Annotated in this window: 22 protein-coding genes; 12 read left to right on the top strand and 10 right to left on the bottom strand. The window is 73.4% G+C overall.

Translation table 11 applies throughout. The annotated features are described in order from the left end of the window. Positions 1-197: 197 nt before the first annotated feature. From ACLQ20_RS21725 to ACLQ20_RS21715, 3 genes are all read right to left on the bottom strand, one after another. Entirely contained in the window at positions 198-578 is a 381-nt protein-coding gene (locus tag ACLQ20_RS21725; protein WP_101415103.1) for a YccF domain-containing protein, read from the bottom strand. Positions 579-699: 121 nt separating this feature from the next. Next, complete coding sequence (locus ACLQ20_RS21720; protein ID WP_121400795.1) at positions 700-975, bottom strand: hypothetical protein; 276 nt, start codon at positions 973-975, stop codon at positions 700-702. Between the two features lie 47 nt (positions 976-1,022). Then, a complete protein-coding gene (locus tag ACLQ20_RS21715; RefSeq protein WP_425857464.1) occupies positions 1,023-1,454 on the bottom strand; it encodes a hypothetical protein in 432 nt (143 codons plus the stop codon). Between the two features lie 211 nt (positions 1,455-1,665). Between ACLQ20_RS21715 and ACLQ20_RS21710 the strand changes: the two genes are divergently transcribed. Next, positions 1,666-2,106: a hypothetical protein gene (locus tag ACLQ20_RS21710; RefSeq protein WP_425857462.1), complete on the top strand. Its 441-nt coding sequence runs from the start codon at positions 1,666-1,668 to the stop codon at positions 2,104-2,106. Between the two features lie 263 nt (positions 2,107-2,369). Here ACLQ20_RS21710 and ACLQ20_RS21705 read toward each other — a convergent pair whose 3' ends face one another. Beyond that, the gene (locus ACLQ20_RS21705) at positions 2,370-2,948 is read right to left on the bottom strand and encodes a DsbA family protein (protein ID WP_151455254.1); all 579 of its coding nucleotides are present in this window, start codon (positions 2,946-2,948) and stop codon (positions 2,370-2,372) included. 231 nt (positions 2,949-3,179) lie between these two features. On the opposite strand from ACLQ20_RS21705, the gene ACLQ20_RS21700 reads away from it, so the two are divergent. From ACLQ20_RS21700 to ACLQ20_RS21685, 4 genes are read left to right on the top strand one after another with little or no spacing between them, the layout of a single operon-like run. Beyond that, positions 3,180-4,469, top strand: coding sequence for an ABC transporter substrate-binding protein (locus tag ACLQ20_RS21700; protein WP_425857460.1), 1,290 nt, complete (start codon positions 3,180-3,182; stop codon positions 4,467-4,469). A 46-nt stretch (positions 4,470-4,515) separates the two neighbouring features. Continuing rightward, the gene (locus ACLQ20_RS21695; protein ID WP_425857458.1) at positions 4,516-5,511 is read left to right on the top strand and encodes a carbohydrate ABC transporter permease; all 996 of its coding nucleotides are present in this window, start codon (positions 4,516-4,518) and stop codon (positions 5,509-5,511) included. 1 nt (position 5,512) lies between these two features. Further along, a complete protein-coding gene (locus ACLQ20_RS21690) occupies positions 5,513-6,346 on the top strand; it encodes a carbohydrate ABC transporter permease (protein WP_121400801.1) in 834 nt (277 codons plus the stop codon). Between the two features lie 9 nt (positions 6,347-6,355). After that, positions 6,356-7,561: an ABC transporter ATP-binding protein gene (locus ACLQ20_RS21685; RefSeq protein ID WP_425857456.1), complete on the top strand. Its 1,206-nt coding sequence runs from the start codon at positions 6,356-6,358 to the stop codon at positions 7,559-7,561. A 60-nt stretch (positions 7,562-7,621) separates the two neighbouring features. Here ACLQ20_RS21685 and ACLQ20_RS21680 read toward each other — a convergent pair whose 3' ends face one another. Next, positions 7,622-8,356 carry a PRC and DUF2382 domain-containing protein gene (locus ACLQ20_RS21680; RefSeq protein WP_151455258.1) on the bottom strand — a complete coding sequence of 245 codons (735 nt, stop codon included), beginning with the start codon at positions 8,354-8,356 and terminating at the stop codon, positions 7,622-7,624. A gap of 181 nt (positions 8,357-8,537) precedes the next feature. Then, the gene (locus tag ACLQ20_RS21675) at positions 8,538-9,647 is read right to left on the bottom strand and encodes a winged helix DNA-binding domain-containing protein (protein ID WP_425857454.1); all 1,110 of its coding nucleotides are present in this window, start codon (positions 9,645-9,647) and stop codon (positions 8,538-8,540) included. Positions 9,648-9,774: 127 nt separating this feature from the next. Here ACLQ20_RS21675 and ACLQ20_RS21670 point away from each other — a divergent pair, with 127 nt between their 5' ends. Together ACLQ20_RS21670 and wrbA are read left to right on the top strand one after the other, a co-directional pair. Next, positions 9,775-10,164, top strand: a complete 390-nt coding sequence (locus tag ACLQ20_RS21670) for a DUF4190 domain-containing protein (RefSeq protein WP_425857452.1) — start codon at positions 9,775-9,777, stop codon at positions 10,162-10,164. Positions 10,165-10,519: 355 nt separating this feature from the next. After that, the gene (gene wrbA / locus ACLQ20_RS21665; RefSeq protein ID WP_151455261.1) at positions 10,520-11,137 is read left to right on the top strand and encodes an NAD(P)H:quinone oxidoreductase; all 618 of its coding nucleotides are present in this window, start codon (positions 10,520-10,522) and stop codon (positions 11,135-11,137) included. 135 nt (positions 11,138-11,272) lie between these two features. Here the strand turns inward: wrbA and ACLQ20_RS21660 are convergent, their stop codons facing one another. Next, complete coding sequence (locus ACLQ20_RS21660; protein WP_425857451.1) at positions 11,273-13,213, bottom strand: anthranilate synthase family protein; 1,941 nt, start codon at positions 13,211-13,213, stop codon at positions 11,273-11,275. Between the two features lie 254 nt (positions 13,214-13,467). Here ACLQ20_RS21660 and ACLQ20_RS21655 point away from each other — a divergent pair, with 254 nt between their 5' ends. The 3 genes from ACLQ20_RS21655 to ACLQ20_RS21645 all read left to right on the top strand — a co-directional run bounded on the left by ACLQ20_RS21655 (position 13,468) and on the right by ACLQ20_RS21645 (position 17,915). Further along, the gene (locus ACLQ20_RS21655) at positions 13,468-14,847 is read left to right on the top strand and encodes an FGGY family carbohydrate kinase (protein WP_425857449.1); all 1,380 of its coding nucleotides are present in this window, start codon (positions 13,468-13,470) and stop codon (positions 14,845-14,847) included. A 99-nt stretch (positions 14,848-14,946) separates the two neighbouring features. Further along, positions 14,947-17,496, top strand: coding sequence for a sensor histidine kinase (locus tag ACLQ20_RS21650; protein WP_151455264.1), 2,550 nt, complete (start codon positions 14,947-14,949; stop codon positions 17,494-17,496). After that, a complete protein-coding gene (locus ACLQ20_RS21645; RefSeq protein WP_088999490.1) occupies positions 17,493-17,915 on the top strand; it encodes a roadblock/LC7 domain-containing protein in 423 nt (140 codons plus the stop codon). Before ACLQ20_RS21650 ends, ACLQ20_RS21645 begins: the two co-directional genes overlap by 4 nt. A 99-nt stretch (positions 17,916-18,014) precedes the next feature. On the opposite strand, the gene ACLQ20_RS21640 is transcribed toward ACLQ20_RS21645, so the two are convergent. Then, positions 18,015-19,430, bottom strand: a complete 1,416-nt coding sequence (locus ACLQ20_RS21640; RefSeq protein ID WP_327028975.1) for a GH1 family beta-glucosidase — start codon at positions 19,428-19,430, stop codon at positions 18,015-18,017. 959 nt (positions 19,431-20,389) lie between these two features. On the opposite strand from ACLQ20_RS21640, the gene ACLQ20_RS21635 reads away from it, so the two are divergent. Next, the gene (locus ACLQ20_RS21635; RefSeq protein ID WP_192581586.1) at positions 20,390-23,281 is read left to right on the top strand and encodes a glycoside hydrolase family 48 protein; all 2,892 of its coding nucleotides are present in this window, start codon (positions 20,390-20,392) and stop codon (positions 23,279-23,281) included. A 287-nt stretch (positions 23,282-23,568) separates the two neighbouring features. Here ACLQ20_RS21635 and ACLQ20_RS21630 read toward each other — a convergent pair whose 3' ends face one another. Beyond that, on the bottom strand, positions 23,569-24,261 hold the full coding sequence (locus tag ACLQ20_RS21630) for a DUF3159 domain-containing protein (RefSeq protein ID WP_425857447.1): 693 nt from the start codon (positions 24,259-24,261) through the stop codon (positions 23,569-23,571). A gap of 84 nt (positions 24,262-24,345) precedes the next feature. Between ACLQ20_RS21630 and ACLQ20_RS21625 the strand changes: the two genes are divergently transcribed. Next, positions 24,346-25,233 carry a phosphatase PAP2 family protein gene (locus tag ACLQ20_RS21625; protein WP_151457267.1) on the top strand — a complete coding sequence of 296 codons (888 nt, stop codon included), beginning with the start codon at positions 24,346-24,348 and terminating at the stop codon, positions 25,231-25,233. A gap of 4 nt (positions 25,234-25,237) precedes the next feature. On the opposite strand, the gene ACLQ20_RS21620 is transcribed toward ACLQ20_RS21625, so the two are convergent. Further along, positions 25,238-25,690, bottom strand: a complete 453-nt coding sequence (locus ACLQ20_RS21620; RefSeq protein WP_151457266.1) for a YbhB/YbcL family Raf kinase inhibitor-like protein — start codon at positions 25,688-25,690, stop codon at positions 25,238-25,240. Positions 25,691-25,762: the final 72 nt, after the last annotated feature.

Below are 25,762 nucleotides of genomic sequence, written 5' to 3'. Positions count from 1 at the left end.
GGGCATCACCATTCGATTCGGTGACCGGTGCGTCGGCGGGCCGGCGGGTGGGCCCACTGGTCGCCTGACTGCGCCGGCGGATCACCGTCGCGGGCCGCTGCGGCCGAGCCCTGCGGAGGGCGGCAGGGCAGGGGCTACTCCCGCCGGCTCGGCCCGCGACGTGGCGGCCCGGCCGGTAACGAGCGTTGCCGGGCACGTCACGGGGCGTCGACGACCTCGCGTCCGAGGGGCCAGATCGCGGCGGGAACGAGCTTGAAGTTGGCGATTCCGAACGGAATGCCGATGACCGTGAGGCACAGCGCGACACCGGCCAGGACGTGGGACAGGGCCAGCCACCAGCCCGCGAGCACCACCCAGAGGACGTTGGCCAGCCCGGAGGCGATCCCGGCGCCGGGCTTGGGCACGACGGTGCGCCCGAACGGCCACAGCGAGTAGACCGCGAGCCGGAGCGACGCGACGCCGAACGGGATCGTGACCACCAGGACGAAGCAGATCAGCGCGGCGATGCCGTAGCCGGCGGCGAGGACGATGCCGCCGCCGAAGACGAGCCACAGCACGTTGAGCACAAATCGGATCATGTCTTCGAGCATGACCGACCGGTACCACCCGGTGTCGGCCGTCCGGCCCGTCGGGCGCCCTGCAGCGTGGGACCGCCCGCCACCGGACCCGGGGCGGGCGGGAGCGGCGGGAGCGTACGTCTCAGGAGACCTCGCCGCGCACGATCGCCACCGCCACCCGGCAGAACTCGTCCATGTCGGGATTGAATCCGGCGGCGATGTCCGGGTGCAGCCCTGAGCGCGTCTCGTCGAGCAGCCGCTGGCAGACCTGCTCCACCGGCTCACCGGCGTAGCTGGCGCTGATCCGTTCCGTGGCGGCCTGCAACGCCGAGGTCAGCTGGTCCTCCAGCGGGCCCTGCAGCTTCTGCTGCACGGGATCGAGCCCGCGAGGGTCCAGCGTGACATGTGGCTCCGACATCGGCGCTCCCTTCGTCGGCGTCCGCGGTACCCCACCGCGGCCATCGGTCAAACCACGTGCGGTACGGCGGCCACCCGCACCCGGTACGAGAAGTTCTCGGCCGGCTCCTGCGCGTACGACAGCCGGCGGATCTGCCGGTCGTCGTCGTAGAGGGCGACGTCCACCAGGACGCCGAGGTGGGCCAGACCGATGCTGGCCACCCGCTTCTTGTCCTGGAGCACCCCACACACCCCGCCCAGCAGGGCGCTGGCGTCGGAGGTGCGGTGCCCGGGCGGGCAGCGCAGCACGAGGTCCACCTCGACCGGCCCCGACAGCGGCGTCCAGCCGGTGCGCTGGGCCGCTTCGCAGGCCGCCTCGAGTAGGGCGCGGACCCTCGTCGCCTGCCGGTGCCTGGCGGCGAAGACGGACAGCGCCTCGGTCCTGACCGGTGGCAGGCCACTCACCTCGAACGTCAGGGCGAGAGCGCGTGTGTCCTGCACGACGGCACCTCCTCGTTGGCAACGATCCTGCCCAACGCAGCCGGCGGCGGCGGAGGTTCCCGCGAGAACCCACCGATCGGGGCGGACCGACCGGCCCGGGGCGCCCGACGCCGATCATGAGGTTGGTCGCGACGAAACGGACGAATCGCCACGCCAACGTCATGATCAACGAGGCAGGGGCGGGGTGGGGGGATCTTGTTACGGTGTGGTCGTGGCGGATGGAGCGGCTGGTTGGGGGAGGAAGGTCCTGCTCTGGGCCGGGCTTCCCTTCCTCGCCCTTCTCGGGCTGGCCCTCGGTGTACCCGACGTTGCCCCGGCCTGGCAGGCGAAGTCCGGTGGCGGCACGGCGGGCACGTTCACCGCACTGCACGAGAAGTGCAGCCGCTACTGCGTCTGGTACGGCGACCTCGTCCCGGACGGGGGCGGGACGCCGCGTCACGACGTCATCGTCTACGACGGGCCGGACCGGCTGACCCAGGGGACCACCGTGGCGGCCCGCGACACCGGCGCCCGCAGGGGCGTCTTCGCCGTCCAGGGCGGCGACACCTGGCTGCTCTTCTCCGGGCTGGCGGGGGCCGGCGCGCTCGCCGCGATCGGCTGGGTGGTGCTGCTGGTGCGCGCGATCACCAACCGGCGCCGCGTCGGGCCCTGACCGGGCCAGCCACCCACGCCTCCCCGAGCGGGCGAGGCGCCTCGACCGGGGAGGCCCGAGCAGGCGACGCCGCAGGCCCCGGGAGGGCAAACGGCCGTAGGCCCGGGAAGGCGACGGCGCCGCAGGCCCGGGTAGGCGATTGCCGCAGGCCCGGGCGAGCGATTGCCGCAGGCCCGGGTAGGCGACGGCCGCAGGCCCGGGCGAGCGATTGCCGTAGGCCCGGGCAGCCGACTGCCGCAGGCCCCGGCAGGCGACGCCGCAGGTCAGTGGCGGGCGCGCTTGACCTCGTGGAAGGCGGGCATCCGGATCAGGGGTAGCAGCGAGTCCCAGATCGTCAGGGCGTCGTCGGTGCCGGGGACCTCGGTCAGGATCGGGCCGTGGATGCCCCGTTCGGCGCCCGGGACCATGAGCACCGGCGCGCCGATGTCCGGGCCGGCCGAGGCGTACGCCAGGGCGTGCGACTCGCGTACCGCCTCGTCCCAGCGGTCGTCGTCGAGTGCCGGCGCAGCCTCTCGCAGGCCCGCCGCCTCGACGGCCGCGTCCACGATCTTCGCCGACAGCGGGTTGCCCGCGTCGTGGCTGCGGGCGCCGACCTCGGCGTAGAACCGGGCGACGTCGTCGTGACGGCCCTCGGCGCGCAGCGCCTCCACCAGCCGCAGCGCCCGGCTGGAGGCGGTCATCGCGTCGGCGTACTCCGGCGGCACCCCGCCCGAGTTGAGGATGGCCAGGCTGAATGCCCGCCACTCGATGTGCAGGCCCCGGGCGTCGGCGACCGCGACGAGCCAGCGGGAGGTGCGCCAGGTCCACGGGCAGGCCGGGTCGAGGAAGAAGGTGGCGTCCATCGGCCGAGCCTACGGGCGACCGGGCCGGCCCGCACGGCGGTGATCCGCGCCACAGCCGGTGCCTCCGGCGCCGTCCCAACAGCGTCAGGTTTCGCAACTTCGCAGGTCGGGCAGTGTTGGGGCCACGAAACGTCCGGGCGACGCAACCGCTGGTCAGACGGCCCGAACGGCTCGCCGTGCGCCGGGGCGCGGAGCCTCTCCCCGGCCTTGGCCGACACGAGGGGAGGGGTGATGAGCGACCCTGACAAGGCCGGACGCCGACGGCGGCCACGCGTGCGCGCGGTGGCTGCCGCCGCGGCGTTGACGCTGGTGGCACCGATGGCGGCCGCCTGCGGTTCCGACGGGGACGGCGGCACACCCACGATCAACCTGTACTACCCGCCGGAGCAGAACCTGCAGAAGGTCGTCGACGACTGCAACGCGCAGGCCCAGGGGCGCTACAAGATCGCCTACCGGGTGCTGCCCCGGCAGGCCGACGACCAACGGGTGCAGATGGTCCGCCGGCTGGCGGCACAGGACAGCGGCATGGACGTCCTCGGCCTCGACGTGACCTGGACCCAGGAGTTCGCCAGCGCCGACTGGATCAGGGAGTGGACCGGGCAGGACCGGGCCGAGGTCGAGCAGGGCACCCTCGCCGGCCCGCTGGAGACGGCGCGCTACGAGGACAAGCTCTACGGCGCGCCGAAGAACACCAACGTCCAGCTGCTCTGGTACCGCAAGGACCTGGTGCCGCAGCCGCCGAAGACGTGGGACCAGATGATCTCCACCGCCCAGGAGCTGAAGCAGCAGGGCAAGCCGCACCAGGTGCTCACCATGGGCGCCCAGTATGAGGGCCTCGTCGTCCTCTACAACACCCTCGCCGAGAGCGCCGGCGGCAAGATCCTCAGCGACGACGGCAAGAAGGCCGTCATGGACGGGGGCACCGTGCGGGCGCTGGAGCAGCTCCAGCGCTTCGCCACGTCGGGCGTGACGTCGCCGTCGTTCAGCAACGCCACCGAGGACCCGGTCCGGCTGGAGTTCCAGTCCGGCGACGGCGCGTTCCAGGTCAACTGGCCGTTCGTCTACCCGGCGCTGCAGGAGGCCGACCCGGAGCTGGCGAAGCAGGTGGGCTGGGCCCGTGTCCCGGGCGTCGACGAGAACACCCCGAGCAAGGTCACCATCGGCGGGATCAACATGGCGGTCAGCGCCTACTCGAAGTACCCCGAGGAGTCCTTCGAGGCGGCCCGCTGCATCCGCAACGAGAAGAACCAGAAGTTCTCCGCGGTCAACGACGGCGTGCCGCCGACCATCGAGAAGGTCTACGCCGATCCGGAGATGGCTGAGGCGTACCCGATGCGGGACACCATCCTCGAAGAGCTCAGGGAGCCGGCGGTCCGGCCTTTGACCCCGGCGTACCAGAGCATTTCCACCGTCATGTCGGCGATCCTGTCGCCGCCGTCGGCGATCCGGCCCGAGCAGACCGCCGACGAGCTGCGCGACGCCATCGCCGACGCCCTCGAATCGAAGGGGGTCCTGCCGTGAGCCAGCGCACCCGGCGACTCGACGCCGACCGCCCGGAGGTGGCGGCATGAGCGTCAACGCCACGCCGGCCGGCGCCGACGTGGCCGCCGACGAGACGGCCCGGCCCGGCCGGGACGCCAAGGTGCCGGCCCAGCGCGCCGGTCGGGGCCGCAAGGCCCCGCTGAGCGAGAACAAGAAGGCCGAGCGCCGGCTGGGCTGGCTGCTCTGCGCACCCGCCGCGCTGGTCATGGTGCTGGTGACCGCGTACCCGATCATCTACTCGGTCTGGCTGTCCCTCCAGCGCTACGACCTGCGTTTTCCCGCCGAGCGCCAGTTCGTCGGGCTGGAGAACTACGCCACCGTGCTGACCAACGAGTTCTGGTGGACGGCCTTCGGGGTCACCGCGTTGATCACGGTGGTCACCGTCGCCGTCGAGCTGGCGCTCGGCATGGGACTGGCGCTGATCATGCACCGTACGCTGGTCGGCCGGGGCATCGTGCGGACCGCCGCCCTGATCCCGTACGGCATCGTCACGGTCGTCGCGGCCTTCTCCTGGCGGTACGCGTGGACGCCGGGCACGGGCTACCTGGCCAACCTGTTCAGCGACGGCGCGCCCCTGACCGAGCGGGCCAGCTCGCTGGCGATCATCATGCTGGCCGAGATCTGGAAGACCACGCCGTTCATGGCGCTGCTGCTCATGGCCGGCCTCGCCCTGGTGCCGGAGGACCTGCTCAAGGCCGCCTCCACCGACGGCGCCACCTCCTGGCAGCGCTTCACCAAGGTGATGCTGCCGGTGATGAAGCCGGCGATCCTGGTCGCGCTGCTGTTCCGCACCCTCGACGCGTTCCGGGTGTTCGACAACATCTTCGTGCTGACCGCGGGCGGCAACGAGACCTCATCGGTGTCGATGCTCGCCTACAACAACCTGATCCGGGGCCTGAACCTCGGCATCGGGTCGACGATGTCGGTGCTGATCTTCCTCACCGTGGCGATCATCGCCTTCGTCTTCGTGAAGCTGTTCGGTACCGCTGCCCCCGGCAGCGACGACGGGGAGAGGCGTTGAGATGGCTGACACCACCACCCGGGCCAAGCTGCGCTGGGGCCTGCTGGACGCCATCGTGGTCGTCTTCGCGCTGGTGCCGGTGCTCTGGATCATGTCGTTGTCGTTCAAGACGCCGGCGACCCTGACCGACGGGAAGTTCATCCCGCAGGAGTGGACGCTCGACAACTACCGGACGATTTTCCAGACCGACCAGTTCGTCCGGGCCCTGGTCAACTCGATCGGCATCGCGCTGATCGCCACCGTGATCGCCGTGGTGCTGGGCGCCATGGCCGCGTACGCGATCTCCCGGCTGGACTTTCCCGGCAAGCGGCTGCTGGTCGGGGTCTCCCTGCTGATCGCGATGTTCCCGCAAGTGTCCCTGGTGTCGCCGCTGTTCGAGATCGAGCGGCAGCTCGGCCTCTTCGACACCTGGCCGGGCCTGATCCTGCCGTACATCACCTTCGCGCTGCCGCTGGCGATCTACACGCTGTCGGCGTTCTTCAAGCAGATCCCGTGGGACCTGGAGAAGGCGGCGAAGATGGACGGCGCGACGCAGGCCCAGGCGTTCCGGCGGGTCATCGCCCCGCTCGCCGCGCCGGGACTGTTCACCACGGCGATCCTGGTCTTCATCTTCTGCTGGAACGACTTCCTCTTCGCCATCACGCTGACCTCCACCGAGCGGGCGCGCACGGTGCCGGTGGCGCTGTCGTTCTTCACCGGCGAGTCGCAGTTCGAGGACCCCACCGGGGCGATCTGCGCCGCCGCCGTGGTGATCACCGTTCCGATCATCCTGTTCGTCCTCTTCTTCCAGCGCCGCATCGTCTCCGGCCTGACCTCCGGCGCAGTCAAGGGATAGGTGGTACTCATGGCTGACATCGTGCTCGACAAGGTGAGCAAGAAGTTCCCGGACGGGACCGTCGCGGTGGCCGACGTCGACCTGGAGATCGCCGACGGCGAGTTCGTCATCCTGGTCGGCCCGTCCGGCTGCGGGAAGTCCACCACCCTCAACATGATCGCGGGCCTGGAGGACATCAGCTCCGGCGAGCTGCGCATCGGCGGCCAGCGGGTCAACGACAAGGCGCCCCGGGACCGGGACATCGCGATGGTGTTCCAGTCCTACGCCCTCTACCCGAACATGACCGTGCGGGAGAACATGGCGTTCCCGCTGCGGTTGGCGAAGCTGGACAAGGAGACGATCAACCGGAAGGTCGAGGAGGCGGCGAAGGTCCTGGAGCTGTCCGCGCTGCTGGACCGCAAGCCGGCCAACCTCTCCGGCGGTCAGCGCCAGCGGGTCGCGATGGGCCGCGCGATCGTCCGGCAGCCCAAGGCGTTCCTGATGGACGAGCCACTGTCCAACCTGGACGCCAAGCTGCGGGTGCAGATGCGCACCGTCGTGTCGCGCCTGCAGAAGAAGCTGAGCACCACCACCGTCTACGTCACCCACGACCAGACCGAGGCGATGACCCTCGGCGACCGCGTGGTGATCATGCGGGGCGGCGCCGTGCAGCAGGTCGGCCCGCCGCAGGAGCTGTACGACCACCCGCGCAACCTCTTCGTCGCCGGCTTCATCGGCTCGCCGTCGATGAACTTCCTGCACGCCGCGATCGAGGACGGCAAGCTGCGTACGGCGCTGGGCGACGTGCCGATCGGCGAGCGGATCCGGCGCGAGCTGGAGGGGGCGGACGCCCCGCGCGAGCTGATCCTCGGTATCCGGCCGGAGCACTTCGAGGACGCCGCGCTGATCGACGACGACACCCGCCGCCGGGGCGCGGAGTTCGAGGCGCCGGTCGACATCGTCGAGTCCATGGGCTCCGACAAGTACGTCTACTTCAGCGTCGAGGGGGAGCGGGCCAGCGCCGCCGAACTGGAGGAGCTGGCGGCCGACGCGGGCGCCGACTTCAGTGGCGGTGGGGCCAGCCTGGTGACCCGGCTCTCCGCCGAGTCCCCGGTAGAGGAGGGACAGACCCGGCGCGTCTGGTTCAACCTGGAGAAGATCCACCTGTTCGACCCGTCCGACGGGCGCAACCTGACCCTGCACGAGGGACGGGCGGCGGGCGCGCTCGCCGACTGACGTACGCCGAGACGGGCGGGTGGGTCGAACCGACCCACCCGCCCGTCGCCGTGTCAGCGGTCAGCGACGTCGCCGACTGCGTTCCGGGATGTCCGCGTCCACCCGCTCCCGGCGGATCCGGTCGTCGATGGGCTGCTCCTCGACGACCTCGTCCTTGGCCAGGTGGACCCGCTCGACGGGCACCGTCTCCTTGCCGACCACCGGCCGCTCGGCCCGCAGGGTCATCTCCTGCTCGGCCTCGCCGATGTCGGCGCGCATGCCGCGTGCGTCGCGGGCGGCGATGGGCTCCCGCTCCACATGCACCTCGTCGTGCTCGACCGGCACGGTGGTGTGCACGTCCTCGGTGACCACGTACTTGCGCAGCCGTGCCGTGCCGGCGGGCTGGCTCTCCGTGCCGACCCGCATCCGCTCCTCGGACCGGATCATGTCCTCGCCGGCGGCGGGCTTCCGTCCCCGGTCGGGGGCTTGCGGCGCCTGCGGCGTCAGGCGGTAGTGGCCGTAGAGCTGCTGGATCTGCGTCGTGTCCAGCGGCTGTTCGGTGCCGGCGTCCACGGCCGGGGCGTCCTTCACGGTCGACTTGTCGTAGTCGACGGTGAGTCCGCCGTCGGTGATCCGGGCCTTGTCCAGCGGGGCCATCGACTCCTTGCGGCCCATCAGGCCCGTCTGCACGCTGACCCACGTGGGCTCGCCGGCGGCGTCGGCCCAGATCTGGCCCACGCTTCCGATCTTCGAACCCGAGCGGTCCTTGACGTCCTGTCCGTACAGCGAGTTGGCCTGCTGTGCACTCAGCTTCATCGGTCGTCGACCTCCCTCTCGTGTCATGGGCCGGATACCCGGCCGGCCGGCACGGATTCGTCGACGGCCGGCCGGATAGGAGCAGCACCGGCCTTCGGGCGGGCGCGGCGGGCGAGGCGGTCCACCGGGGCCAGTGGGGCCGATGGGATCCGTGGGACGGGTCGCGCCTTCGGCCTGGCGGTCAGTCGGGCCAGACGATCCGTAGCGGCAGGCCCAGGAAGTCGGCGTAACGGTCCAGCGCGACCGCCACCCGGGCCCGGGTCCGCTCCTCGAAGGGCACCAGCGGGAACACCGTGACCGTCACCCGGTTTCTGCCGACCGCGCGCTTCCACGTGCCCACGACCCGCCCGTCCCGGACGACCGTGGCCTGGAAAACGCCGTTGCGCCCCGGCACGATCGCCTCGGCGTGGGCGGGGTCCAGCATCAGCGAACGGTCCTTGAAGCCCAGCAGGTACTCGTCGAAGCCGGGCAGCACCAGCAGGTCGTCGACCGGCTCGCGGGGCGCGTCGAGCAGGGCCGCGTCGACGAGCGCCTCCTGCCCGTCGACCCGCACCACGGTCAGGGCGTCGCCGGCCGCCGCGAAGCCCCGGCGCGCGTCGGTGAGCGTCAGCCCCGTCCAGCCGGCGAACTCCCGGGCGGTGACGGGCCCGTGCCCCCGGACGTAGCGGTGGGCGAGCATCGCCAGGGCCTCGTCCCGCTCGGGCCGGCGAGCCTCGGGCGCCCACTCGGCGAGCAGGGCGAAGGTCTGCTCGGTGCCGACGTTGGGCGCGAGGCAGGTGACGCCGCGGACGCTGGCGTACCAGAGCAGGTGGTAGCCGCGCTGGTCGCCGGTGTCGATGCCGGCCGCCTCCAGCGTGGCCAGGCACCGCGCCCGGGTGAGCCGGCCGCCGCCGGCCAGCGCGGCGCCGAGCACGTCGAGCGCGCGGTCCGCGTCGGTCTCGGTGAGCCCGAGCTGCGCGCGGCGGGTGGCGGCGCCGGCCAGCGAGCGTACGCCGGTCAGCTCCAGCATCCAGCGGGCGTCGCGGGGCGGCACGAGGTGCACGGTGCCCCGCATCGGCCAGGTGCGCAGCGCCTCCCGGCGTTCCAGCGCGGCGTGCACGTCGGCGTGGCCGAGCGCGGGCAGCCGCACCCCGAGCGACCACATGCCGCTGGCCAGGTCCTGCGCCTGCATGGCCCCGAACCACCCCACCACGCCCTCGACCCCGCCCACCGCCGCCGTGGGATGCGGGCGGAGCAGCAGGCCGGTCATCCGCAGCGCGAGCGCCTCGCGCCCGGTCAGCTCCGCTGGCATGGGGGCTCCTCCGCTCGGGTGGGGCACCAGACTAGGGCCGACCTCCGACATCCGACGCATGACCGCCGTCGCGGCGGGAAAGCGGCCGGCCAGCAGGCGCGCCGTCCGCGCGCCCGGAGGGAGCGACATGACCGCGTCCAGCGAGCCGGCCCGGGGCGCCGGCACACAGACCCGCGCCGGCCGAGGCGGCCCGGCCGCCAAGACCAGCGCCGCCGCCGCCTTCGCACTGGTCTTCGGGGTGGCCGCGCTGATCAGCGTGCTGACCGTGATCCTGTCCTGGATCGGCCTGCTGCTCGGCATCATCGGCGTGATCCTGGGCATCGTCGGGCTCAGGATGGCCGGTCGGCCCGGGGTGACCGGCCGGGGCGTGGCGATCGGCGGCCTGGTGCTCAGCGCCCTGGCGGTGCTGATCGGGCTGGCCTTCGCCGCCGGGATCACCACCGTCCTCAACAACGAGGACGCCGTGAACCGGATCCAACAGGAGGTCGACGACCTGCGCGACCGCCTCGACACCTGACCCGGCGGCCCCTGCCGCGGGCAGGCCGGGGCGCGCCGGCTCCCCTGATCGCGCTTCGCCGGCGACGCTGCCGGCGCAGCGCGATCCCCCGTTCAGGGTGGCCGGTGCCGGGCGGTTGCCGGTCCGCCGGCGCCGTGGCACCAGCATTCCCGGCCGGCGGTCGGACCGGCACCGGAACGGATCGAAACTTGCGGACATCTTGAGCTACCGACGGCAGCGGGGCCGTCACAGTGGGCGGTGCATGACGAGCAGGTCCACGAAGCCCCGGGCCGGGCGCGCGACCCCGGGTGACCGTTTGACGGCGCAAACATCGGGTAGTCGCGGGAGCTGACCCGACATGAGGAGGGAACACCCGATGGCTGCCCAGACCAAGGTCGCGGTGATCTACTACAGCGCCACCGGCATCACGTACCAGATGGCGCAGGCGGCGTGCGAAGGCGCCGGTGAGGCGGGCGCCGAGGTGCGGCTGCGCAAGGTGCGCGAGCTGGCGCCGGACGAGGCGATCCGTTCCAACTCGGGCTGGCACGCGCACCAGATGGAGACCCAGGACGTCCCCGAGGCACAGCTGGACGACCTGTCGTGGGCCGACGTGGTGATCTTCGGGACCCCGACCCGGTACGGCGTGATGGCCGCCCAGCTCAAGCAGTTCATGGACACCACAGGGCCGCTGTGGTCGCAGGGCGCCCTGGCGGACAAGGTCTATTCCGCGTTCTGCTCGACGGCCACCTCGCACGGCGGGCAGGAGGCCACCCTGCTGTCGATGTTCAACGTCTTCTACCACTGGGGCGGAGTCGTGGTGACCCCCGGCTACACCGACCCGAGCCAGTTCGTCGCCGGCAACCCCTACGGCGCCTCGCACACCAGCAACAACGGCGAGACGGCGCCGGACGACATCGCGCTCGGCGCCACCGCGTTGACCGCCAAGCGCGCGGTGCGGATCGGTGCGGCGCTGAAGGCGGGCCTGGCCGGCTGACCCGGCGTCGCCGGTTCACCGGCTGGACCGGCGCTGCCAGCGGGTCGGCTGTACCGGCGCGACCGGCGGCCCGGGCGGGGGCTCTCGACCCGTCCGGGCCGCCGGTCGCAGCACCCCTACCCCCGATCGGGGCGGCTATGCACGCTCGGCCGCTCCCGACAACCCGCCGTGCGCCGTCGACGGATGTCCCGTCGGCGCCGGCAGCAGCGCGCCCACCAGATCGGCGAGGACGGCCACGCCGTCGGGGCTGAGCACCGACTCCGGATGGAACTGCACCCCCGCGAACCCGCGCCCGCGCAGGGCGTGCACCGCGCCGTCCGCCGCGTCCCGGGCCAGCTCCACCGGGCCGTACGGGGTGTCCAGCCGGTCGGCGTCGGCGCGCGCCGTGAAGGTGGCGTAGAAGCCGACCCGGCGGCGCGTGCCGAAGATGTCCACCTCCCGCTGGAGCCCCTGGTAGGGCGCGTCCCGGCGGTGCGGCGCCAGCCCGAGCAGGCCGGCGAGCAGTTGGTGGCCCAGGCAGACGGCCAGGGTCGGCCGGCCCTCGGCGAGCAACCCGGAGAGCAGCCCCCGCATCGTGCGCATCTTCGGCTCGGTGGTGCTGCCCGGGTCGCCCGGACCGGGGCCGACCACCACCAGGTCGTGGCCGTCCACCGGACCGGCGGCGTGCCACGGCCGCACTGTCACGGCCAGGCCGAGCGCGCGCAGCTGGTGGGCCAGCATGCCGGTGAAGGTGTCCTCGCCGTCGACGATCAGCGCCCGCCGGCCGGCCAGCCCGGGCAGGCCACCGGCGCCCGGCGACCGCTGGTCGAGCCAGAACCGGGCCAGCGGCGCGTTGCGTGCGGCCAGCGCGGCCCGCACCTGCGGGTCGTCGGCGAGGCGTACGGCGGGCTCCGGGCCACCGGCGGGCGCCTGCGGGCCGAGGCCGAGCGCGGCCAGCACGCCGGCCGCCTTGGCGTGCGTCTCGGCCACCTCGCCCTCGGCGGTCGAGTGCCGCACCAGGGTGGCCCCGACCGGCACCCGCAGCTCGCCGGCGGGGGAGATCTCGGCGGTACGGATCAGGATCGGCGCGTCCAGGCTCTGCCGGCCGGCGTCGTCGTGGCCGAGCAGCGCCAGCACCCCGGCGTAGTAGCGCCGCCCGGTGCCCTCGTGCCGGGCGATGACCCGGCAGGCGTTCTCCATCGGGCTGCCGGTGACCGTGGGCGCGAACATCGTTTCCCGCAGCACCTCCCGCACGTCCTTCGTGCCCCGGCCGGCGAGCAGGTACTCCGTGTGGGCCAGGTGGGACATCTCCTTGAGGTGGGGCCCGACCACCTGGCCGCCGTGCTCGGCGACCGTGGCCATCATCTTGAGCTCCTCGTCGAGCACCATGTACAGCTCCTCGACCTCCTTGGGGTCGTCGAGGAAGCGCAGCAGCGCGGCCCGGTCGGCGCCCGCGCCGGTGTGCCGGAAGGTGCCGCTGATCGGGTTCATCATGACCAGGCCGTCGTCGACGCTGACGTGGCGCTCCGGGCTGGCCCCGACCAGGATCCGGGTGCCGGTGTGCACGAGGAAGGTCCAGTACGCGCCGCGCTCGCTCCGCAGCAGCCGGCGCAACGCGGCGAGCGCGGCGACCAGCGGCGGACCCTGCACGGTGGCGCGCAGGCAGCGGTGGATGACGAAGTTGGCGCCCTCGCCGCGCCCGATCTCCTCGGCGAGCACCCGGCCGACGGTGGCGGCGTACTCGTCGTCGGTGACGTCGAAGGCGGCGTCGGCCGTGCGCACGGGCACGTCGGGCAGGGCGGCGAGCGCCTCGGCCAGGACGACCCGTTCGTGCCGGTCGATCTCGAGGAACTCCAGCGGGACGCCGTCGTCGACGCAGGCGAAGCCCCGCTCGGTGATCTGCCGGTAGGGCACCAGCGCCAGCGTCCGGGGGCCGGGCGCCCCGCCGGGCAGGGGGAGGTCGGCGAGCCGGCCCGCCGTGCGTACCGTGCCGGTGAACAGCTCCAGGTGCGCGGCGCCCTCGCGGCGGACGAGCGCGAACGGGCCGGGGTCGCCGCCGCTGGCGACGGCGGCGAGCAACTCGGTCAGGTGGGTCATCGGGTCTCCTCGGGCCGGGCGGCGCCCGGCGGGGCGACCGGGAGGGCCGGGGAGAGACCGGCGGCCGCCTCGTCGGGCGGCCGCGTGGGAAGCTACGCGCGGGGGATGGCCGCCGGATCGGCGGGCCACCAGCAGGACAGGTGCGCGGGCATGCGATCACCCTACGGCCCCGCGCGGGCACCGGAAAGCCGATCGGGCGTACGGCCCAGGCGCTGGGACGCCGGGGCGCGCCGCACCGGGTAACTTGACCCGCGATGAACATTCTCGCGCTCGACCTGGGCACCTCCTCGGTACGCGGACTCGTGCTGGACACGGACGCCCGCCCGCTGCCCGGCGCGCTGGCCCGGCGCAAGGTGAGCCTCGCCGTGCACGACGACGGCACCGGCACGCTGGACGGCCCCGGCTACCTGGCCTGCCTGGTGGCGTGCCTGGACGAGCTGGCCGCCGGTGGCCACCTGCGCGACGTGTCGCTGGTGGCGACGTCCGGGCAGTGGCACTCGGTGGTCCCGCTCGGCGCCGACGGCGCGCCCCTCGGACCGGTGCTGACCTGGCTGGACACCCGTCCCGAGGCGCCCGCCGGCCCGGCCGGCCCGGCCGACCCGGCCGACTTCCACCGGCGCACCGGCACGTGGTGGCACCGCTGCTACTGGTCGGTCCGGTTGCCCTGGCTGCGGGAACACACCGGCGGGCGGGTCGCCCGGTTCGCCGGCCTGGCGGAGTACGTGTTGGGCGAGCTGCTCGACTCGGCGCCCATGTCGATCTCCCAGGCCTCCGGCACGGGCCTGCTGGACCTGCGGACGCTGGACTGGGACGCCGAGGCGTGCGCGCTGGCCGGCAGCCACACCGACGAGCTGCCCGAGCTGGCGCCGAACGGATGGCGGGGCCGGCTGCGGCCGGCGTACGCGCGGCGCTGGCCGCAGCTCACCGACGCGCCCTGGGCCGGCCCGGTGGGCGACGGCGCGGCGTCGAACGTCGGCTCGGGCTGCGTCGAGCCGAGCCGGGTCGCGGTGACGGTCGGCACGTCGGCGGCGGTGCGGCTGGTGCAGCGCGTCCCGGCGGGGCAGGCCATGCCGCCGCTGCCCGAGGAGCTCTGGCGCTACCGGGTCGACCACGACCACGTGGTGACCGGCGCCGCGTACTCCTCCGGCGGCAACCTCTTCGCCTGGGCCGACCGGGAGCTGCGGTTGCCCGGGGGCAGCGAGCTGGAGGCCGCCCTGGCCCGGGTGCCGCACGACAGGACCCTGCCGGTGAACGTCCGCTTCGGCGGGGACCGGCCGCCCGGGATGTCCCCGGCCGGCTCGGGCGCGCTGGGGGGCCTGAGCTTCGGCACCACCTCGGTGGAGATCCTGGCGGGGCTGATGCGGGGCCTGTGCGACCTGGTCGCCGGCGACCTCGTCGTGCTGGAGTCCACGGTGGACGAATCGGTCGAGGTGGTGCTCGGCGGGGGAGCGGTGGCGGCCTCCGACTGGTGGCGTACGTCGTTCGCGGCGGCGCTCGCGCCCCGGCCGGTGTGGTACGGGCGCAACCCGGAGGTCGGGGCGAGCGGCGCGGCGCTGGTGGCCCTTGGGCGCATCGGTGACGCCTCCCGGCTCGCCGCCATCGTCCGGACGGACGAGACCGGCTCACCCTCCTGAGTAGCACCTCAGCCCGCCCCGTTGACACGGCTAGCGGGCCTGGTTGGATGGACTCCGCTCCCCGGCTCGCGGCGGACGCGGGACAGGGAGGGGGTAGGTGTGGGGGCAGGTCCGGAACCGTCCGACGACGGGGTGTCGCAGCACCGCCGGCGCCGGTTCGACGTCCGGGTCGTGCCGCACCGTCGCCGCTCCCCGTTCCGGCTGCGGGACTGGCGGATGCGCACCAAGCTCGTCACCGTGCTGGTCATCCCGTCGGTCGCGTTCCTGGTGCTGGCCGGCGTGCAGACCCACACCCTCGTCGGGCGGACGACCGCGTTGGGTGACTTCGCCCAGCAGGTCGGCATCGGCCGGGAGATCGTCACGCTGGTGCACCAGCTCCAGCAGGAACGCGACCGGGCCGCCGGTGAGCTGGGCGAGTTGCGCCGAGGCGGCGCGGGCGCCGACCGGGACTCGGCGATCGTGGTCCTGAGGCCGTTGCAGGCCGCCACCGACCAGGCGCTGCGCGACCTGCGCCGGGCCGCCGGGCCGCTGGCCGACGCGGACGCCTCCTGGCGGGTCGCCTACTCGGAGGTGCTGGAGGCCTACGACCAGGTCGTCTACATCCGGGCCGCGATCCCCCCGGCGGTGCTGGGCAGCGACACCATCCTGAGCAACTACCACCGGGCCGTCGACGCGCTGCTGCGCCTGCTCGCCGAGCCCTCGCCGGGCGAGGACCGGCCCGCACTCAGCGACGCGGTGCTGCGCTACGTGCAGCTCGCCCGGGTCAAGGAGCTCTCCTCACGGGTCCGGGCCCAGCTCTACGAGGCCGCCCGCGCCGGCCGGTACGGCGTGGAGGACCAGGTGGTCCTGACCGACCTGCGCGCTCAGCAGCTGACCGCCCTGGGCGCGTTCCGGGTCGCCGCCACCGCCGAGCAGGTCCGCCGCTACGACGAGACCTCGACGGATCCGGGGTTCCTGACGGCCACCCGGTTGGAGGAGCAGAGCCTGGTGACCGGGGCCGCCGCGCCGAGCGTGCTGCCGGCGCCGCAGTGGTGGGCGGCCGGCGAGCAGCGTCAGGAGCTGCTCCGCCGCATCGAGGCGTCGGTGCTCGACGACGCCGTACGGCAGGCCGACGGGGTGAGCGCGACGCAGCTGCGGACCACGCTGCTGGTCGTCGGCAGCATCCTCGCGGTGCTGCTGGTCGCCCTGCTCATCTCCGTCCTCGTCGGCCGGTCCATGGCCCGGTCGATGCGGCTGCTGCGCGGCCAGGCGCTGCGGATCGCCCAGCTGGAGCTGCCGGACGCCCTGGACCGGCTGCGTACCGTGACCGGGGGTGTCCCGGCCATCGAGGTCCCGCCGGCGGTGGTCCGTTCGCTCGACGAGATCGGCGAGCTGGCGGAGGCGTTCGTCGCGGTGCACCGCAGCGCGGTCAACGTCGCCGTCGAGCAGGCGACCACCCGGCGCAACGTCAACGCGATGTTCGTCAACCTCGCCCGGCGCAGCCAGGTGCTCGTGGAGCGCCAGTTGGAGCTGCTCGACGACCTGGAGCGCGAGGAGAGCGATCCGGACCAGCTGGAGAACCTCTTCAAGCTCGACCACCTGGCCGCCCGCATGCGGCGCAACGACGACAGCCTGCTGGTGCTCGCCGGGACGGAGGCGACCCGCCGGTGGAACCGGCCGGCGGGGCTCGGCCCGATGCTGCTCGCCGCCAGCGCCGAGATCGAGCAGTACCAGCGGGTCCGGCACGGGGCGGTCGCCGACCTGCACGTCGTCGGCCACGCCGTCGGCGAGCTGGTCCACATCCTCGCCGAGCTGCTGGAGAACGCCACCTCGTTCTCCCGTCCCGACACGGTCGTGGCGGTCACCGCCCGGAGCGAGGGGGCCGGCGCGGTCATCGAGATCACCGACCGGGGGATCGGCATGAGCCCGGCCGCGCTGGCCGAGGCGAACGCCGTCCTGGCCACCCCGCCGGCCGCCGACGTGGCGACGGTCGAGCGGATGGGCCTGTTCGTGGTCAGCCACCTGGCCGCCCGGCTCCGCGTCGAGGTGCGCCTGGCCGGCGGCGAGGAGGGCCTCGTCGCCCGGGTACGGCTGCCCGGTGGCCTGCTGGCGCCGGCGCCCGAGCGGGAGGCGCCCGTCGCGGCCCGGATGCTGGCCGCCGCGGCGTGGGACGGGACGCCGCCGCCCGGTGGGTTGCCGGTGGCCGGGCGGCCGCCGGCGTGGGCCGGTGCGCGACCGGCGGGCGAGCTGCCGGCGGCCGGGCGGCGGTCCGAGGCCCCGCCCCGGCAGGCCCGGTCGGTCCCGGTGCGGGCCGAAGACGTGCTCGCCCCGGCGGCCCGGCCGCCCGCGTCGACCGGTGGGGGCTGGTGGTCCCGGCAGGGGCCGTCGCCCGGTCCGGTGCCGGGGGCCTCGCCCACGCCGCCGGCCGTCCCGGTCACCGGCGGGACCAACGAACGCGGCCTGCCCGTCCGGGTGCCGATGGCGCAGCTCTCGGCCGTCACCCGGCCGGCCCGGCCGGAGCAGCCGGCGGTACGCCACGACCCGGACCCGGAGGCGGTCGGGGGGATGCTGTCCCGGTTCTACAGCGGGGTACGGCGGGCCGAGGCCGAGGACACCACGGAGATTTCCATGCCGCCGGGCGGCGTACGCACCGAAGGGGGACAGCGATGACGACGTTGAGCCGGGAGGCCCGCGACCTGAGCTGGCTGGTCAGCGGGTTCGCGGAGCGGGTGCCGGGGGTGGTGCACGCCATCGTGGTCTCCTCCGACGGCCTGCTGGTCGCGATCTCCGACCACCTGCCCCGGGACCACGCCGACAAGCTCGCGGCCGTGACCTCGGGGCTGATGAGCATCACCGCGGGCGCGGCGCAGATGTTCGACGGGGACATCGTCAAGCAGACGGTCGTCGAGATGGGGCGCGGCTACTTCCTGGTCATGCAGGTGCGTGACGGTTCCATCCTGGCCACGCTGGCCGGGGCGGAGGCCGACATCGGTGTGGTCGGCTACGAGATGGCGCGGCTGGCCAAGCAGGCGGGGGAGATGCTCACCCCGGCGCTGCGGGCGGAACTCCAGCAGGCCCTGCCCCGCTGACCGGGTCGACGCGCCCGCCCGGCGTCCACGCTGGCGGGCGCGCCGACGGCGTCCACCCCGGCGCCGCCGAGCGGCGCCGGGGTGGCGGATGCCCGGCGGTCAGAGACCGTTGGCGGCGATGACCTGGCGGTACCAGTGCGCGCTGCGCTTGAGCACGCGCCGCTGGGTCTGGTAGTCCACGTGCACCAGGCCCCAGCGCTCGTCGTAGCCCGCGTCCCACTCGAAGTTGTCGAGCAGGGACCAGACGTGGTAGCTCTCCAGCGGCACGCCGGCGGCCATGGCCCGGTGCGCGGCGGCGAGGTGGTCGCGCAGGAAGGTGACCCGGCCGGCGTCGTCGACCGTGCCGTCGGCGTCGAGGGTGTCCGGGGTGGGCAGCCCGTTCTCGGTGACGGTCAGCGGGATCGGGCCGTAGTCGCGGGTCACCCGGGTCAGGATGTCGTACATCCCGTCGGGGTGGATCTGCTGCCAGGAGGCCTGTGAGGTGGGCCAGCGCCCGACCGTCGCGCCGTCGCCGGTGAGGTAGTAGGGCGTGTAGTACTGCACGGCGAGCAGGTCGACCGGCGCGGCGATGGTCGCCAGGTCGCCGTCGCGGATGCCGCGGACCAGCCGGCTGTCGGGGCCGAGGTCGTCCAGCACGTCCTGCGGGTAGCGGCCGGTGAGGATCGGGTCGAGGTAGAGGCGGTTCTCGTAGCCGTCGTAGAGCCGGGCGGCCCGGGCGGCCTCGGGCGAGTCGTCGGCCGGGTAGCAGGGGTGCAGGTTGAGCGCCGGGCCGATCCGGCCGGAGCCGGTGGCGCGGAACGCCGCCACGGCGAGCCCGTGGGCCAGGTGGAGGTGGTGGGCGACCAGGTACGCGGCGTCCGGGTCCTGGCGGCCCGGGGCGTGGTGACCTTCGAGGTAGCCGTTCTGCACCACCGTCTTCGGCTCGTTGACGGTCAGCCAGACCGGCACCCGGTCGCCGAGCGCGCGGAAGACGATCTCGGCGTAGTCGGCGAACCGGTGGGCGACGTCGCGCGACTCCCAGCCACCGGCGTCCTGGAGGGACTGCGGCAGGTCCCAGTGGAACAGCGTCGCCATCGGCGCGATGCCCCGCTCGTGCAGCCCGTCGACGAGACGGCGGTAGAAGTCGAGCCCGCGCTGGTTGGGCGCGCCGGTGCCGTCGGCCTGTACGCGCGGCCAGGAGATGGAGAACCGGTAGCTGTCCAGCCCGATGTCGCGCATCAGGTCCAGGTCCTCGGCGTACCGGTGGTAGTGGTCGGCGGCGACGTCGCCGGTGTCGCCGTTGCGGGTGCGGCCCGGCGTGTGGCTGAACGTGTCCCAGATCGACTCGCCCCGGCCGTCCTCCTTGGCCGCGCCCTCGATCTGGTAGGCGGAGGTGGCCGCCCCCCAGCCGAAGCCCGGCGGGAAGCGCAGGCCTGCCGACGGCGTCTCGTCGGCGCGCGGCGCGGGGCCGGTAGGGGCGGGGGCGGTGGCGGAGAGCGCGGCGCCGTGGGGCGGGCGCGGGGTGGGCATCGACATCGGTTCTCCTCATGGTCTGCGTGGCCACCGCCGGGCCGGGAGCGCTCCCAGCATAGGGCAGAAGCCGCCGGCCGGTCGCGTCCGCCCGGCCGGGCGAAGGGCGATCGGGGACGGCGGAAAGGTGCGTGCGTGATGCGCCCGTGGCGGCGGTGCGGGAGCGGGGGCGCGCGGTGGCGCCGGGCGCTCGGGTGGCCGGCCGCGGGACGCGGGCGCCGGGGCGCGGGGCGTCGACCGGGCGGTACGGGCGGACAGCGGACGAGGCCGGTCGGAACGGCGACACGGCCAGTCCCGTCGGCCTCTTTTCCCGCCGTGGCGGGGGGTTTAGTGTGTGGGGACGGGGGAGGGCAACCCCCGTCCCCACCATTGCTGCACACGCACGGGCGGAATTGGCGTCCTGTCGTGCGTGTCGCGCGGGAGCCGGGCCACGCGAGTGGCTAGAGGATCCACCTCCCTCCATGTCGGTGGGAACGGCTGACGGCGGTGTCCGGGCTGGCCCGCCGTCAGCCCTCGGGCTGAGTCCCCGGAGTCCGTCATGGACGGACTCCGGGTGATCTTCTAATTGGATCTCCGTCGATGGAAGCGCTCCCATCGACCGATGCTGCGACTGTAACGCCCGTCACGGCTTTGTGAAAGCCCCAAAACGAGATCGAAACATGTTGCTGCTTCGGTGCGCCTCCGGCCATTGTGGGAGCGCTTCCATGCATGGCACACTGTCGCCACCGCGACGCGGAGCCAGATCGCGCAAGCGTGGGTCGCCGAGGGCAGCCGGTGTCTCCGGTACGGCATCCGACGCAGTCGGCGGAGCAGCCGCCCCGCAGGGGGCGCCGCCCGCCGTACCCCGGCCTCGGGCCGGGGCGACCACCATCCCGGGTGCCCCCGAATCCCGTTCGCGGGAGGGCGCCCCGCCGGGGCCCTTCGTCCCCGGCCAGGTCCGAGGAGACACCGCGCACATGAGAAATCTGGCAAGACGTCGCCGCCTGGCGATGGTCGCCGCCACCGCGCTCGCCGTCGGCGGGGTGACCCTGCCGGCCGGCGCCGCACAGGCCGCCCCCGCCTGCGACGTGGTCTACGCGACCAGCGACTGGAACAACGGCTTCACCGCCAACGTCACCATCAAGAACCTCGGCGACCCGATCAACGGCTGGACGCTGAAGTTCGCCTTCCCCGGCGACCAGCGGGTGACCCAGGGCTGGTCGGCCAAGTGGAGCCAGACCGGCAACCAGGTCACGGCCACCAACGAGTCCTACAACGGCAACCTCGGCACCGGCGCCTCGACCAGCATCGGCTTCAACGGCTCGCACGGCGGCACCAACCCGAAGCCGACGTCATTCTCGGTCAACGGCGTCACCTGCGGCGGCACCCAGCAGCAGCCGCCGACGGTCGCGCTGAGCGTGCCGGCCGGCCCCTTCGAGGCCCCCGCCGACGTGCCGCTGAGCGCCACCGCCAGCGACCCGGACGGGACGATCAGCAAGGTCGAGTTCTACCGCAACGGCCTGCTGGTCAACACCGACACCACCGCCCCGTACGGCTACACGCTGGAGGACCTGCCGGCCGGCGCGTACACGGTGCAGGCCAAGGCGTACGACAACGCGAACCTGACCGCCACCGCGGAGAAGTCCTTCACCGTCACGGCGGCGTCCGGGCCGGTGCTGGTCGCCACCCCGTCGGCGGTGAGCGTGACCGAGGGCGGCAGCTCGACGGTCAACCTCAAGCTCAGCGCCGCGCCGACGGCCAACGTGCCGGTCTCCCTCGCCCGCACCGGCGACACCGACATCACCGTCTCGCCGGCCTCGGTGACGCTGACCCCGAGCAACTGGAACACCGGGGTGAACGTGACCGTCGCGGCGGCCGAGGACGCCGACACGCTCGGCGGCACCGCCACCGTCACCGCCTCGGCCACCGGCTACGCGCCGCTGGCGATCACCGCCACCGAGATCGACAACGACACCGGCGGCGGGGACAACACCTACGTCAAGCGGTTCCTCGACCAGTACGGCAAGATCAAGAACTCGGGCTACTTCAGCCCCGAGGGCGTGCCGTACCACTCGATCGAGACGCTGATCGTCGAGGCGCCCGACCACGGGCACGAGACGACCTCCGAGGCGTTCAGCTTCTGGCTCTGGCTGGAGGCCCAGTACGGGCGGGTGACCCAGAACTGGGCCCCGTTCAACAACTCCTGGAACGTCATGGAGAAATACATCATCCCGTCGCACGCCGACCAGCCCACCGCGGGCGCGGCCGGCACCGCGCAGTACGCCGCCGAGCACGACCTGCCCAGCCAGTACCCGTCGCAGCTGGAGCCGAACGTGCCGGTCGGCCAGGACCCGCTGCGCTCGGAGCTGCAGAACACCTACGGCACCGGTGACATCTACGGCATGCACTGGCTGCTGGACGTGGACAACACCTACGGCTACGGCCGCTGCGGCGACGGCACCACCCGGCCGGCGTACATCAACACCTTCCAGCGGGGCACCCAGGAGTCGGTGTGGGAGACCGTGCCGCAGCCGTCCTGCGACACCTTCGCCCACGGTGGCCGCAACGGCTACCTCGACCTGTTCGTCAAGGAGGCGAACGCGCCGGCGAAGCAGTGGAAGTACACCAACGCCCCCGACGCCGACGCCCGCGCCGTGCAGGCCGCGTACTGGGCCCTGACCTGGGCCAAGGAGCAGGGCAAGGAGGCCGACGTGGCGGCCACCGTGGCCAAGGCCGCCAAGATGGGTGACTACCTGCGCTACGCCATGTTCGACAAGTACTTCAAGAAGATCGGCAACTGCGTCGGGGCCGCCACCTGCCCGGCCGGCACCGGCAAGGACTCGGCGCACTACCTGATGTCCTGGTACTACGCCTGGGGCGGCGCGTACGAGCCGAACCAGAACTGGTCGTGGCGGATCGGCTCCAGCCACAACCACTTCGGCTACCAGAACCCGTTCGCGGCCTGGGCGCTGACCAACGTCAACGAGCTCAAGCCGAAGTCGCCGACCGCGGTCACCGACTGGACCAAGAGCCTGGAGCGGCAGCTGGAGTTCTACACCTGGCTCCAGTCCGCCGAGGGCGGCATCGCCGGCGGCGCGACCAACAGCTGGGGCGGCCACTACGGCCAGCCGCCGGCCGGCACGTCGACGTTCTACGGCATGTACTACGACGTCGACCCGGTCTACAACGACCCGCCGTCGAACCAGTGGTTCGGCATGCAGGCCTGGTCGATGCAGCGCATCGCCGAGCTGTACCTGGAGACCGGCAACGCCAAGGCCAAGGCGCTGCTGGACAAGTGGGTGCCGTGGGCGATCGCCAACACCACGGTCGGCACCAACTGGTCGATCCCGTCGGACATGAAGTGGACCGGCCAGCCGACCACCTGGAACCCGGCCAACCCGCAGCCCAACACCAACCTGCACGTCGAGGTCACGGTCAAGGGCCAGGACGTCGGCATCGCCGCCGCCTACGCCCGCACGCTCATCGCGTACGCGGCGAAGTCGGGCAACGCGGCGGCGAAGAACACCGCCAAGGGCCTGCTGGACGCGCTGCACGGCGCCAGCGACGCCCAGGGCGTGTCCACGGTGGAGAAGCGGGGCGACTACCGCCGCTTCGACGACGTCTACGACGCCAGCACCGGCCAGGGCCTCTACGTGCCGCCGGGCTGGACGGGGACCATGGCCAACGGTGACCCCATCGCCGCGGGCAAGAGCTTCCTCGACATCCGCTCCTTCTACAAGAACGACCCGGCCTGGCCGAAGGTCCAGGCGTACCTGGACGGCGGCCCCGAGCCGGAGTTCAAGTACCACCGGTTCTGGGCCCAGGCGGACGTCGCCATGGCGTACGCCGACTACGGAAAGCTGTTCCCCAACGGCTGACCGACTCCTCCGGGTGGGTGGCGCGGCCCGCCCGCCCGGAGGCCGGCCGGGCGGGCCTGGGGGAACGGAGACGCCCGGTCGGCGGACGGCCTGACTCCCACGGTCAGGCCGGGGTGGGCCGGTCAACCGGCCGACGCAGCGGGGCAGCCGGCCCACCCCAACCGCACCCGGATATGCACCGGGCGCGAAAACGCCCGAAAAACCGGCCACCACGGGATCACGCATGGGGCCGGAACGGAGTAACGTACGTCACCGGAGAGGCCGCTCCCCCCGTGGCGGCCTCTCCCTTACTTTCCCGCCGGTTCCACCGGCGCACGGGCCGGCACCACCGGGTGGCGCAGCCCCGGGTGACCGGCCGGCAACGACCGGCGCACCACCACCCAGCTCACCGCGAGCACCGCCGCCACCAGCGGCCAGGACAACACGACCCGGGCCACCGTCAGCGCGACCACCTGACCGCCGAGCCACAGCGGCAGGAACACCGCCACCCGCAGCACGTAGGACGCCGCCCATGCCCAGCTGCCCCGGCCGTACGCGCGCAGCAGCGCCGGATCCCGCCGCCACCGGGTCCGCTGGCCGAGCGCGACGCCCACCACCGTCCCGAGCAGCGGCCAGCGCACCACGATGCTGACCACCCAGGCCAGCGCGCTCGCCGCGTTCGACAGCAGTTGGACGAGGAAGAAGTCCTCGGCGCGACCGGTGCGCAACGCGACGAGCGCGGCCACGCAGACGGCCAGCAGCCCGATCAGCACCGAACGCGGCCGGTCGCCCCGGTGCAGCCGCCAGCCGGCCAGCGCGGCGCCGGTGACCACGGCCGCGCCCACCCCGCCCCAGAGCGAGTGCCCGCCGAGCAGCCAACCGAGGGCGAACGCCACCGGCGGCAGGCTGGCGTCGACCGCGCCCCGGCGCCCGCCGAGCAGGTCCGCGAGCGTCGCCGGCCGGTCCGTCGGGGCCGGCGCACCCTCCGGTGTACGCGTCACCGCACCCTCCTCACGTCCGCCACCAACCTAGCCGTAGCCGAGCGACAGGCCACCCGCCGACCGGGCCGCGCCTGCCGCTACGGTGTGCGGGTGCGAACGACGCCGAGGGGTTGGACCGCGGTCTGGTTGGTCGTCCTGGCGCTCGTCCAGGCGGCGGCCTTCATCGCTGTGTGGCGGGTCGCCGTGCACGTCGAGATCGGCCAGTGGGTCGACACCGTCGCCCTGACCGGCAACCGGATCGGGCAGGACCACATCGAGGAGCCGGTGAACCGGATCCTCAACGCCATGTCGGTCGTCTCGCTGCTGGCGGCGACCGCGGTGATCGGCTTCATCGCCCTGATCCGGGGCCGGATCGCCCTGGCCGTCACGGCCACCCTGCTGATCGCCGGCGCCAACGCCACCACCCAGTTGCTCAAGTACGGCCTGGCCCGGCCCGACTTCGGCATCGACCCCGAACGGATCTACGCCGGCAACAGCCTGCCCAGCGGGCACGCCACGGTCGCCGCCTCCGTCGCGGTGGCCCTGATGCTCGTCCTGCCGCGCAAGGTGCGGGTGCTTGGCGCCTTCCTCGGCGCCGGCTACGCCGCGATCGCCGGGGTGGCCACCCTCTCCGCCGGCTGGCACCGGCCCAGCGACGCGGTGGCCGCGTTCCTGGTGGTCGGGGTCTGGGCGGCGCTGGCCGGGCTGATGCTGCTGATCACCCAGCGGGAACAGGCGCAGGTGGAGTCGGCCGACGCCCACCGGGTCGCCACGACGGTGCTCGGCGTCGGCGGCGTACTGGCGGTGGTGGCCTGCGGGTTCGCCCTCTCCTGGCTGGTCGACCTGCGCGCCACCCCGCCCAGCGAGCTGGCCCGCAGGCCCCTCCTCGTCGGCTACGCCGGCAGCGCCGCCGGGATCGTCGGCACGATGGGCGTGGTCATGGCGCTGGTGCTCGCCGCCGTGCACCGGCTGGTGCCCCGGGTCAAGGGCTGACCGCTCAGCGGGAGTAGGTGCCGACCATCGTCCCGCTCGCGGCGTCCCGCTCGACGAGCAGGCGGTGCACCTCCTCCGCCCGCGGCGTCTCGGGCAGCTCCAGCGGCCGGTCCAGCGCGTAGAGCCGGAAGAAGTACCGGTGGGGATCGTCGCCCTGGGGCGGGTGCGGGCCGCCCCACCCCGTGGTGCCGAAGTCGTTGGGCCACTCGCGGCCGCCCAGGGGCACGCCGCCCTCCGGCGCCCCGGCGGCGCTCGGCGCGATCCCGGTGACCAGCCAGTGCAGGAACGGTGTCCTACCCGCGTCCGGGTCCTCGACGAGCAGGACCAGCTCGGCGGCGGACTCCGGCACCCGCTCCCACTCCAGCGGCGGCGAGACGTTGCCGCCCTCCTTCGAGAAGCGGCTCGGCAGCATGTCGTGGTCGTTGAACGCGGTGCTGCGCAGCATGATCCCGGCCATCCCTGGCGCTCCTCTCGTCGGCCCGGCCGCGCGTACCCGCCGGACGGGACCCGAAACGGCCGCGCCGGTGTG

The sequence above is a fragment of the Micromonospora sp. DT46 genome (assembly GCF_049841735.1).
GTDB lineage: Bacteria > Actinomycetota > Actinomycetes > Mycobacteriales > Micromonosporaceae > Micromonospora > Micromonospora reichwaldensis.
Note: the sequence above shows the minus strand (reverse complement) of the source record. Positions and strands in the feature narration are given on the sequence as shown.

Excerpts from the sequence above, each read along its gene's own strand:
- ACLQ20_RS21725 (WP_101415103.1), bottom strand. The coding sequence starts at position 578 with ATGATCCGATTTGTGCTCAACGTGCTGTGGCTCGTCTTCGGCGGCGGC.
- ACLQ20_RS21720 (WP_121400795.1), bottom strand. The coding sequence starts at position 975 with ATGTCGGAGCCACATGTCACGCTGGACCCTCGCGGGCTCGATCCCGTG.
- ACLQ20_RS21705 (WP_151455254.1), bottom strand. The coding sequence starts at position 2,948 with ATGGACGCCACCTTCTTCCTCGACCCGGCCTGCCCGTGGACCTGGCGC.
- ACLQ20_RS21700 (WP_425857460.1), top strand. The coding sequence starts at position 3,180 with ATGAGCGACCCTGACAAGGCCGGACGCCGACGGCGGCCACGCGTGCGC.
- ACLQ20_RS21695 (WP_425857458.1), top strand. The coding sequence starts at position 4,516 with ATGAGCGTCAACGCCACGCCGGCCGGCGCCGACGTGGCCGCCGACGAG.
- ACLQ20_RS21690 (WP_121400801.1), top strand. The coding sequence starts at position 5,513 with ATGGCTGACACCACCACCCGGGCCAAGCTGCGCTGGGGCCTGCTGGAC.
- ACLQ20_RS21685 (WP_425857456.1), top strand. The coding sequence starts at position 6,356 with ATGGCTGACATCGTGCTCGACAAGGTGAGCAAGAAGTTCCCGGACGGG.
- ACLQ20_RS21680 (WP_151455258.1), bottom strand. The coding sequence starts at position 8,356 with ATGAAGCTGAGTGCACAGCAGGCCAACTCGCTGTACGGACAGGACGTC.
- ACLQ20_RS21675 (WP_425857454.1), bottom strand. The coding sequence starts at position 9,647 with ATGCCAGCGGAGCTGACCGGGCGCGAGGCGCTCGCGCTGCGGATGACC.
- ACLQ20_RS21670 (WP_425857452.1), top strand. The coding sequence starts at position 9,775 with ATGACCGCGTCCAGCGAGCCGGCCCGGGGCGCCGGCACACAGACCCGC.
- wrbA (WP_151455261.1), top strand. The coding sequence starts at position 10,520 with ATGGCTGCCCAGACCAAGGTCGCGGTGATCTACTACAGCGCCACCGGC.
- ACLQ20_RS21660 (WP_425857451.1), bottom strand. The coding sequence starts at position 13,213 with ATGACCCACCTGACCGAGTTGCTCGCCGCCGTCGCCAGCGGCGGCGAC.
- ACLQ20_RS21655 (WP_425857449.1), top strand. The coding sequence starts at position 13,468 with ATGAACATTCTCGCGCTCGACCTGGGCACCTCCTCGGTACGCGGACTC.
- ACLQ20_RS21645 (WP_088999490.1), top strand. The coding sequence starts at position 17,493 with ATGACGACGTTGAGCCGGGAGGCCCGCGACCTGAGCTGGCTGGTCAGC.
- ACLQ20_RS21640 (WP_327028975.1), bottom strand. The coding sequence starts at position 19,430 with ATGTCGATGCCCACCCCGCGCCCGCCCCACGGCGCCGCGCTCTCCGCC.
- ACLQ20_RS21620 (WP_151457266.1), bottom strand. The coding sequence starts at position 25,690 with ATGGCCGGGATCATGCTGCGCAGCACCGCGTTCAACGACCACGACATG.